The sequence below is a fragment of the Xanthomonas sp. SHU 166 genome (genome assembly GCF_000364685.1).
In the GTDB taxonomy this organism is placed as follows: Bacteria; Pseudomonadota; Gammaproteobacteria; order Xanthomonadales; family Xanthomonadaceae; genus Xanthomonas_A; species Xanthomonas_A sontii.
The window spans coordinates 1-10,327 of the sequence record NZ_AQOJ01000678.1 but is presented as its reverse complement, the minus strand read 5'-3'; the positions used below and the strand labels follow the sequence as shown (position 1 = coordinate 10,327).

The window sequence follows — 10,327 nt, the reverse complement described above, 5'->3', positions numbered from 1 at the left end:
TGGTAGCCGCGGCGGCAAGCGCATCCCCTACAAGCCGCTGGTCGATGCCGCCTGCGCGGAGGCCAGTGCGCCGCCGCCGACGGTGCTGATCGTCTCGCGCGGGCTTGATCCGGCGCAGCCGCGCGTGCCCGGGCGCGATGTCGACTATGCCGAGCTGCGCGCCGAGGTCGGCGACGCGCAGGTGCCGGTGGTGTGGCTGGAATCCAACGAGCCCAGCTACCTGCTGTACACCTCCGGCACCACCGGCAAGCCCAAGGGCGTGCAGCGCGATGTCGGCGGGCATGCGGTGGCGCTGGCGTTGTCGATGCGCACGGTGTTCGACTGCGGCCCGGGGCAGACCATGTTTTCCACCTCCGACGTGGGCTGGGCGGTGGGGCATTCGTACAACGTGTACGGTCCGCTGATCGTCGGCGCGACCTCGCTGTTGTACGAAGGCCTGCCGGTGCAGCCGGATCCCGGCGTGTGGTGGGCGCTGTGCGAGAAGTACCGGGTGCGCACCATGTTTTCCTCGCCGACCGCGATCCGCGTGCTGAAGAAACATCCGGCGCGCTACCTGCGCGAGCGCGACCTGAGCGCGCTGCGCTATCTGTTCCTGGCCGGCGAGCCGCTGGACGAGCCGACTGCGTTGTGGATCGGCGAGGCGCTGGGCAAGCCGGTGATCGACAACTACTGGCAGACCGAAACCGGCTGGCCGGTGCTGACCCTGTTGCCGGGCGTCGAGTTGCGGCCGGTGAAACCGGGATCGCCCGGCTTTCCCAATCTTGGGTACCGCACGCGCATCGTCGACGAGCACGGCGTCGAGGTGCCGGCCGGGCGCAAGGGCGTGCTGGTGATCGAGCCGCCGTTGCCGCCGGGCTGCATGACCACGGTGTGGAACGACGACGCGCGCTTCCTGCGCAGCTACTTCAGCCATTTCGATACGCTGCTGTACAGCTCGCTGGACTGGGCGATCCGCGACGAGGACGGCTACACCTTCATTCTCGGCCGCACCGACGACGTGATCAACGTGGCCGGACATCGCCTGGGCACGCGCGAGATCGAGGAAGCCATCGCCGGCCACGCCGACGTGGCCGAGGTCGCGGTGATCGGCATGCACGACGAATTGAAGGGGCAGGTGCCGGTGGTGTTCGCGACGCTGAAGCAGGTCGCGCCGGATGCGGCGGCAGTGATCGAGGAACTGCGCCAGTGCGTGGTGCAGCGTCTTGGCGCGGTGGCGCGGCCGGCGCAGGTGTATCTGGTGCAGGCCTTGCCGAAGACGCGCTCGGGCAAGCTGTTGCGGCGCTCGCTGCAGGCGCTGGCCGAGCAGCGCGATCCGGGCGATCTGTCGACGCTGGACGATCCTGGCGCGCTGGAGGAAATCCGCCGCGCCTTGCGCGGTTGACGTGCGACCGACGACGCCGGCGCAGCCGCGCCGGCGTTCGCATCATCGCTTAGCTCAGGCCTTCGGCCTGCAGCGCCGCCTGCACCTGCGGATCGGCGGACATGCGTTCGAAATGCAGTTGCAGATTGGGGCCGAGCGCGATCTGCTGCGCGCGCGCCCAGCGCAGGGTGACGAACAGGTAGGCATCGGCGATGGAACGGCGCGCGCCGCCCAGCCAGGTCTGCTGTTCCAGCGCAGCTTCCACGCGCGCGTACAGCGTGCGCACGCGTTCGCGTGCGTGCTCCTGGGTGCGCGCGATCATCGCGGCATCGTCGAGATAGCGGGTGCTGCCGAACAGCGGATGAAACGCCGGGTGCAGATCGGCGTTGAGGAAGGCCAGCCAGCGCTGCACTTCGGCACGGCTGCGCGGGCTGCCGTCGCCGGCCAGGTGCGCGTCGGGCGCGAGATCGGCGATGTAGTTGAGGATCGCCGAGTTCTGGGTGAGCACCCAGTCGTCCATCTGCAGCGCAGGCACCGCGCCGGCCGGATTGATCGCCAGGTACGCCGGCGCCTTCATCGCCGCGGCATCCAGCAGCTTCAGTTCGAACGGCAATCCGGCCCATCGCAGCGCGATGTGATCGGCCAGCGAACAGGCGCCGGGCTTGGAATAGAGTTTCATGGCAGGCGGCTCCGCATCGGTCAGGACGGCAGAGCGTACCTGCTGCGCGGGGCGCTTGGCGATGAAGGCGCGCCATGTGGCGCGCGCGCCTGCGTCAGGACATGCCTGTGTGGCGAACGATCAGGACGCGTTGCGCGGGCGCAGCTTCTGCACGCGATAGAACGTGTGGTCGCCGATGGTCGCGACCTGATAGGCATTGCGCCAACTCGGGCTGGCGATGGCATGCGCGGCGAAGTGGCTGGCGCCCGGCACGATCTCCTTGCGCTGGCCCTGCGGCAGCGCCCAGTTGCGCTCGGCGGCGAAGGCGACCTTGACCGCATCGGCCCAGGCGTCGTCGTTCTTCAATTCGGTGCCCGGCTTCACCAGGCCTGGCGCGAACTGCTTGCGTGCGGTGACCACCTGGCACATCGAGTCGCCCCACAGGCCGCTGTCCAGGCGACGCAGCGCCACTTCGGCGACGGCTTGTTGTCCGCGCAGCGTCTGGTCGCGCGCTTCCAGGTATACGGTGGTGCTGAGGCAAAGCGAATCGGCAGCGGGTTGCGGCAACAATTGCGAGAGCCAGAGAATCCAGGCCAGTTTCATCGTACTCCTTGCTCCGTATGGGCCGTGGTCGTGGCGCTGCGCCGGGATGGCGCGGCAAGCGATGCGGCTTGGCGTCATGGGGAGGCGGCCTGTCACGGGCCGCCCGGGTGCCGGCAATCTGAAGTCCGGCGGATCCGCCAAGATGGGCGGATCGAGAAGAGGCGCGAACGATAGGGGCCGGTTCCCGAATCGCAACTGAATCCCGAGTGTTGACAGGGTTCACATCTCGCTGTGTCGAGATGCCGTCGTGCCTGGCCGCACGACGGCATTGTGCAGCGCCGCACTGCGGCGCATGAGGCTCAGGGAAACTGCTTGCGCTGCATCAGCATGGCGTACACCTTCACCACCGGATCGGCGTGTCCGCTCAGTTGCGCCAGGCGTTGATCGCGATCCGGCCAACGCTGCGCCTGATCGGCGAGCACGCGCAGATCGCCGAACCAGGTGTCGTGATCGCGTGCGTAATACGGGCCGCTCAGCAGCGTGGCGAGCAGGTTCATGCCGCGGTCGCGCGCCGCGCCCGCCGGCGCGTACTCGAGATAGCGCAGCAGTTCGCGCAGGCGCGCGCGCTGCACGCGGCCGCTATCGTCGCTGGCGGCGGTCTGCTGCAGCACGCCGTGGTCGAGTTGGTCGAGGAACTCGATCGATGCTTTTTCCGTCGCCGCATCGCCTGCACCAGCAGCCGCATCCAGCAACTGCGTGCGGATGTTGTAGCCGGCCTGGCGGATCAGCGAGATCGCATCGGCGTCGATCGACTGCGCGGGGAGCGGCGGTGCCGGCACGATGCGCTCGGCCGGCAGCTCGGCGACGAAGCGCTGTTCCAGCAGCCAGTGGTTGCCGAGCACGCTGGAAGGGCAGCGCGTCTGCGCAAGATGCGCGGCGACGTAGCCGCGGTAGGCGGCGTGCAGGCGCTCGCGCAGGGCGCTGTCGGACACTTGTTGCAGCACCAGCGGCATGTCGCCGGCCACGCTGAGTTCGGTGGCGGTGAAACCGGCGTCGTCGCCGCGGATGCGTTCGAACATGCGCACCAGGCTTTCGCCGAGCTGTGCCTGTCCCGCAGTGTCCAGCGGCGCCGCGGCGAGCGCCATCTTCAGCGCCGGGGCGGTGTCGGTTTCGTGTTGCGCCGCGTCCAGGCGTGCGGCGATTGCGCTGGCGCGCGCTGCCGGTGGTGCCGGCTGCAGTGCGCTGGCCAACGCATAGGTCGGGCTGGGATCGTCGAGATAGTCCGCATCGCAACTGCCGGCGTGCGGCGTCGGCAGCGCGGCGAACAACGCCTGAACCTGCGCTGGCGTGGCGTGTTGTGCGGCGCGTGTCTGCAGCGTCAGCCGATCCAGACCAGCGGTGCGCGGTGAGCGCAGTTCGTCGTCGTGCTCTTCGTCGATGCTGCCGACGCGGGCCAGGCCGGGCATGCGCCGTTGCGCGCGCTCGGCCAGTGCCACGGCCTGTTGGGTCAGCCGTTGCGCGGCAGCGGCCCGGTTGCCGTCGGCTGGAAGATCGGCGGATGCAGCCAAGCGCAGCAGCACATCGGCCTGGAAGTCGGCAGGCAGCGCCTGCGCCGCGGCCAGCACCGCACTCGCAGGTGGCCCGGGCACGGCGCTACCGTTCATCGAAGCGGCGCCAGTGGACGGCGGCGTCTGCGCACTGGCCGGGCCGGCAGGCGGGTGTGTTGCGAGGGAAGCCGGCGCTGTGGGTTGCGCGCCGTGGGCGGTGGCCGCGCGTTGCAGCAGCGGCACGCACGCGCCGGCGACCAGCAGCGCGAGAAGCAGATGGCGGGGACGTGGGGCGGAACGCATGGGAACTCCTGAAGGCGGGCGACGGACTGCACGGCGCATGGGCGCCGTGCAGGACCGGGGAGCGCACTCCCCGGCGCGACCAGTCAGTGGTCAGTTGTAACGCGCGGTATTGCGCGGCACGTTGGCGCGAATCACCCCGAGCGGATCGTCGGTGATGATGCTGGTGAAGCCGGCGGTGACCTGCGCGCGGAAATCCGGACGGTCGTCGGCGGTCTCGTTGCCGAAGTACTTGGTACGGGTCAGGTAATCGTCGAGCGAGGCACAGCAGGTGCCGTTGCTGCGCACGTAGTGCTGGCCGTCATGGCTGCTGAGGCGGTACTCGGGCACCGGCGAGAACGCGCCGATCGCGCGTTTCTGCGCCTGGTTCTCGGCCAGCAGTTCGGCGGTCGGGTCGCCGCGGCGGGGCTGCTTGTTGCCGATTTCCAGCCAGGCGAAGCCGTTTTGGCGACGCGCCTCGTTGATCCAGGCGTTGACCCGGCACGCCGGCGTGTCGCCGCGCCCCGAGCCGCACTCGCCGACGTAGCCGCCATCGGCCAGCCTGTCCATGTCGCCGGCGTAGATGGTCGGCGCGAATGGCACACCCTTGGTGAAGCGGGTGATCTCGCTGGGCGTCTTCGGCAGCAGCGAGGCGCTGAATTTCAGCACCACCTGGTTCTCCATGCGGAACGCATGGACCTGGTCGGCCGCGCGCGAGACTGCATCCAGGTTCTTCAGATCAAGCACCACCACCATGTGGTTGGCGTAGGTCACCACGGTGTTCAGCGCCTTGGCCAGCGAGGTCGGATTGTCGTTGGTCTTGGCGAAGTTCTTGTCGCGCAGGAACGAGTTGACCAGATCATGACTGGTCAGGGTGCTGATGTCCGGATTCCAGCCCTTCGGATTGGTCGCCGGCTGGAAGATATAGAAGCCGGGCTCGTGATACACCACGCGACCGGCGTTCTGGTCGTGGAACAGCCAAAGGATGCCGTCGGAGGCTTGCTTGACATCGAGTTCGATCGCTTCGATGTTGTTGTTGTAAGTGCTGAGGATCGAGCAGGTGGAGTTTTCCGCGCAGCCGTTGCCGACCAGCCCGCGATGCGAGATCACCACGACGTCGGCGTGATTCCCCTGGTAGGGATTCTTCATCACGTTGAGGATATGTTGCGGGTTCCAGTTGCTGGCGGCCGACGCCATGCCGGACAGCGTGGCCAGCGACGCGCAGGCCAGCGCCAGGGCGAGAACCTTGGCGGGTTTCTTGGGCAGTTTCATGTGCTCTCTTCCGTTCGGGGTTGATGGAATGAAGTGAAGCAGCGCAGCGCGCGGCAACCGCCGCGCCCATGGGCGCGGTCGTCTGCAGCGCAATGCTCGAAGCGACGGGCATCGTCCTGGCGTTGCATGCCACCCGTCTGAAACTGGACTCCTGGCGACACCCCGCGTGGGCCACCGCGGGGTGTCGCCGGGATTTGGACCGAGGCCGGCTACCGTGGCGTGTCCGCGCCGTGCAGGTAGCGTTGCAATGCCAACGGCTCGTCGGTTTGGATCATGCTGACGCCATGTTTGCGCAGCCCGCCCCAGACCGCGGCCGGATCGCGCAGCGCGCGCTGGTCGGTGTAGTGCGCGGACAGCCGCATCGGTCTGCCGCTGGCGATGTCGTTGGTCATGGTGTTGACGAACAGGCGCGCGTGCGGCGCCAGTTCGCGCTGCGCGATGTCCAGCACCACCGGGTCGTCGAACATCAGCTGCACCACCGCCGGCTGCAAGCTGGCGGCGCGGCGCAGGGCCTGCTCGGGCGGCAGCGTCGATTCACGCTGCAGGTAAAGCGCCTGCACCGCGATGTCGGCTTTGCGCGCGCGCTGCAGCACCGCGGCGCGCGCGTCCAGCGGCACGTTGAGCAGCACGTCGCGTTGCGCGCCGGCCGCCTCCACCGCGTCGATCACCTGGTCCAGTGCCGCGGCCTTGATGTCCAGGTTCACCAGCACCTTGCCGCGCGCCATGGCCAACGCCTGCGCCAGCGTCGGCGGATGCCGCGCGGTGAGCGTGCTGTCGCGGCCGCCGCCCCGGCTGCGCACGCGCAAGGCGGCGATCTGCGCCGCGTCCAGATCGGCCACCGCGCCGTGTCCGTCGGTGGTGCGGTCCACCGTCTCGTCGTGCATCAGCACCAGCGCGCCGTCGCGGCTGGTGCGCACGTCGATCTCGACCATGTCCACGCCGCGCGCGATGCACGCGGCGATGCCGTCAAGCGTGTTCTCCGAGGCGAACGTCCAGCAGGCGCGGTGCGACACCACCAGCGCCGGTCCGTGCGGGTCGCGCAGCCGGTCGGGCAGGCTCGGCGTTGCCGCCATGGCCAGGACCGGCATCGACAGCACGGCGCTCATCAGCAGTCTCCGGAAGCGCATGCTCACCATCTCCAGGTCAGCGAGGCGTTGTAGTTGCGGCCGAAGATCGGCCGCGCATAGATCGCGTCGGCGGTGCCCTGGCCGGACAGCGTGTCCACGCGCGCATTGCCCTCGGTCAGGCCGAGCGCGTTGCCGACGTTGGCGGCGTGCAGCTGCAGTTCCAGGTGGTCGGTCAGCCGCGCGAACAGGCCAAGGTCGTAGGTGGTGTAGGCGGGCAGGGCGGTGGCGTTGGTGTAGTCGACGTAGCGCTGGCCCATGCGATAGGCGGTGGCCGACAGTTCGACCGGTCGGCCATCGATGTCGACGTACAGGGTCGGGCTGAGCGAGGCCATGAACTTGGGAATGCGCGAGATCTGCTTGCCGTCCAGGTCGCCGTAGCTGAGGCCGGTGGTCGCGTTGCTCAGGCCGCGCGTCTGCGGATCCTGCAGCGTGGCCGAGCCGGTGATGCCGAACAGCGGCGACGGCCGCCAGGTGAACTCCGATTCCAGGCCCAGGGTGCGCGTCTTGCCGACCAGCGCCAGGCTCTGCACCGCACCGCTGCCGTCGAGCACGATGGCGCTGATCGACAGATCGTTGAAGCGGCTCCAGAAGCCGACTGTGGAGAACGAGAAGGTGTCGCCGAAGCTGCCGCGCAGGCCGGCCTCGGCCTGGTCGATGTCGGTGACGTCCGCGTTCTGAGTCTGGTAGACGTTCTGCAGCCGCGGCAGGCGCTGCGACTGGGTGTAGCGGGCGAAGGTCTGCCACTGCGGGGTGAGCGCGAACTCGGCGCCGAGCGTCCACTGCGTGGCGTGGCGATGATCGGTGCGCGGACTGAACGCACCGCTGAGCCCGCCGACGTTGTCGTCGGCGAGCGTGGTCGGATCGCCGAGATTGCGCGTGGTGTTGGCGTAGACGCCGCCGTTGGCGTTGTAGCGGGTGTAGCGCACGCCGGCATCCAGGCCGAGGCGGCCGAAGCGCACCGAATCCCACAGGTACGGCGACAGGTAGGTGCCGTTGGCGAAGCCGCTGGTGACGCCATTGCCGTAGCGCACGAAGCCGTTCTGGGTGACCGAACCGACCACGTTGCCGGCGGCGTCGTAGGCCAGCACGTCCAGGCGCTGCGCGTTGTTCTGCAGCGTGGTCAGCACGGTGTTCTGCAACCGGTCCTGGCGGTATTCGAAGTGCTGCACGTTGAGGCCGGCGGTGAGCGTGTGCTGGCCCAGCGCGGTGTCGTCGAACGCCTTGCTCAGGCGCAGGTCGTCGGACAGCGTGCGCAGATGCGTGCGCGCATTCCACAGGCCGCTCTCCAGCACCAGGCCGTCGGCCGCGGCTGGATCGTAGGCGGCGCCGTTGCGGCTGGCGACGTAGCCGACCCGCGCCACCCGCGTGCCGAAGCCGCTGCGCGCACGGCCGAGTTGCGTGTTGAGGTAGGTGCCGGCGTCGTAGGGTGCGGCGCCGGAGAACAGCGCGGTGTAGTCCACCTCCGCATCGACGAAGCGCATGCGGTTGTTGAGGGTCAGGCCGTCGCCCAGATCCCACTCCAGGTGCGTGCCGAGTTGCTTGACCTTGCTGTGGATGCCGTCGGCCAGGTCGAGGTTGCGCGCCAGCGGGCCGTTGCCGTCGAAGGTCAGGGCCGTGGTGTGGCGCAGGTCGTTGGACAGCAGCGTGCCGTCCAGCGGGTCGATCAGCGCCGACAGCGATTGCGACGGGTTGCGCGGGTCGGCCAGGGGGATCGGGTTGTAGAAGGCGGTACGGTCGTTGAGGTACTTGGCGTCGACGTCGAGGATCGCATCGCCCATCAGGAAGGTCAGGTTGCCGCGCAGCTGGCCACCCTGGTCGGCGGTGTAGCCGGTGCGACGCAGACCGTCGTCGCTGCGGTGGTAACCGCCGATGCTGTACAGCACGTTCTCGCTGAGCGGGCCGGCGCTGTAGGCGTCCTCGCGGCGCAGGCCGTCGCTGCCGACGGTCATGCGTACCGCGCCCTCGGGGGTGGCGGTGCCGTGGCGGGTGATGGCATTGACCGTGCCGCCTGGCGCGTTGGTCGCGAACAGCGGCGAGGTGCCGCCGCGCACCACCTCCAGGCGCTCGGTCATCATGTCCAGCGCGAACAGGGTGTCGACGTTGAAGAAGCTTTCCTGCGGCTCGTCGAACAGGGTCAGGCCGTCTTCCTGGTACTGCACGTAGTACCAGCCGCCCGCCGGCAGGCCGCGCACGTAGAGGTTCTGGCCGCCGCCCTGGCCGCCGGAGGGTTCGGCGGAGAAGCCGGGGACCGCCCGCAGCATGTCCACGCTGCTGCTCGGGGTGCTCCGCTCCAGGCGTTCCTTGGACACCACGCTGATCGCGAAGGGGGCGTCCTTCTGCGACTGGCCCTGCGGCGTGCCGGTGACCACGATCTGGTCCAGCGTGGTGGTGGCGTCTGCCGGGGGCGCTGGCGCGTCCTCAGCATGGACGGTCGCGGCGCTGCCGAGGATGGACGCGAGCGCCAGGGCCAGCAGGCTCGGGTGCGGATGAACGGTACGCATGAAGACCCCCAGTAAAAGAATGTTGGATTAATACTATTTGTCATGTATGAAAATTGGATGTCCACGTGCTAGGTTGTTGCGGTTCGTGCATCCATCACGCTTTGCGCCCGCCTATGCCGCATCCCGATTTCCCGCCGCGCGTCAGTGCCGGCGGCCGCCAATTGCTCGACCGTGTGTTCAAGACCGGGGTGCAGACCCAGGCGGCGCTGAGCCGCGACCTGGATCTGTCGCAGCCCACCGTGGCGCGCCTGCTGCAGGGCTTCGTGCAGGACCGCATGGTCCAGCTCAGCGCCCGTGCCGCCGAGGGTCGCGGCAACCCCAGCGTCGATGTGCGGCTGGCGCCGGATTACGCCTACGCCTTCGGCATCGGCCTGATGGGCGACGTGGTGGCGCTGGCGCTGGTGGATTTCGCCGGCACCGTGCGCGGCCAGCGCCGCGTGGGCCTGGCCGACATGCGCCGTGCACCGGTGCTGGCGCAATTGCAGCGATTCCGTGCGGAGCTGCTGGCCGAGACCGGCGTGGACCCGGCGCGGGTGGTCGGCATGGGCATGGCGATTTCGGCGTTCTTCACCGGGCAGGGCCGGCAGATGGCCGGGCCGCCGGCGCTGGAGGACTGGACCCAGGTGGACCTGGTGCCGATTCTGGAAGAAGCCCTGGGCTGCGCGGTCACCATCGAGAACGATGGCGCGGCGGCGGCGGTGGCCGAGAGCCTGTACGGGGTCGGCCGCGACTGCCGCGACTTCGTCTACCTGCACCTGACCAACGGCTTCGGCGGCGGCATCATCGCCGATGGCCAGCTGTTCCGCGGCCACCGCGGCAATGCCGGCGAGTTCGGCGGCATCTGGACCGTCGGCGGCATGGCCTATCCGAACCTGGACGCGCTGCTGTCGCTGGTGCGGGCCGCCGGCCAGGACTACGCCGGAGTCGAGCAGATGCTCGGCGCGATCGACGCGCACACCCCGGGCGTGGACGCCTGGCTGGACATGGCCGAGGCGCCGTTCTCGCAGTTGTGCGCGTATCTGGCCTATGCGCTGGATCCG

Annotated in this window: 8 protein-coding genes; 2 read left to right on the top strand and 6 right to left on the bottom strand. The window is 69.0% G+C overall.

Going from position 1 to position 10,327, the window contains the following annotated elements:
• Positions 1 to 1,381: AMP-binding protein (locus D180_RS16060; protein WP_017913600.1), on the top strand; the 1,381-nt coding region annotated here is incomplete at its 5' end.
• A 49-nt stretch (positions 1,382 to 1,430) separates the two neighbouring features.
• Here D180_RS16060 and D180_RS16055 read toward each other — a convergent pair.
• From D180_RS16055 to D180_RS16030, 6 genes are all read right to left on the bottom strand, one after another.
• Complete coding sequence (locus D180_RS16055) at positions 1,431 to 2,039, bottom strand: glutathione binding-like protein (RefSeq protein ID WP_017913599.1); 609 nt, start codon at positions 2,037 to 2,039, stop codon at positions 1,431 to 1,433.
• Between the two features lie 120 nt (positions 2,040 to 2,159).
• Positions 2,160 to 2,621, bottom strand: a complete 462-nt coding sequence (locus tag D180_RS16050) for a cell wall hydrolase (protein WP_019797714.1) — start codon at positions 2,619 to 2,621, stop codon at positions 2,160 to 2,162.
• Positions 2,622 to 2,920: 299 nt separating this feature from the next.
• Entirely contained in the window at positions 2,921 to 4,225 is a 1,305-nt protein-coding gene (locus tag D180_RS16045; protein WP_232760535.1) for a hypothetical protein, read from the bottom strand.
• A 276-nt stretch (positions 4,226 to 4,501) separates the two neighbouring features.
• Positions 4,502 to 5,659, bottom strand: coding sequence for a glycerophosphodiester phosphodiesterase family protein (locus D180_RS16040; protein ID WP_017911121.1), 1,158 nt, complete (start codon positions 5,657 to 5,659; stop codon positions 4,502 to 4,504).
• Positions 5,660 to 5,868: 209 nt separating this feature from the next.
• A complete protein-coding gene (locus tag D180_RS16035) occupies positions 5,869 to 6,765 on the bottom strand; it encodes a glycerophosphodiester phosphodiesterase family protein (RefSeq protein WP_043091137.1) in 897 nt (298 codons plus the stop codon).
• Positions 6,766 to 6,788: 23 nt separating this feature from the next.
• Positions 6,789 to 9,287, bottom strand: coding sequence for a TonB-dependent receptor (locus D180_RS16030; protein ID WP_017913596.1), 2,499 nt, complete (start codon positions 9,285 to 9,287; stop codon positions 6,789 to 6,791).
• A gap of 113 nt (positions 9,288 to 9,400) precedes the next feature.
• On the opposite strand from D180_RS16030, the gene D180_RS16025 reads away from it, so the two are divergent.
• On the top strand, positions 9,401 to 10,327 hold a 927-nt coding region (locus tag D180_RS16025), incomplete at its 3' end, for an ROK family protein (RefSeq protein ID WP_017913595.1).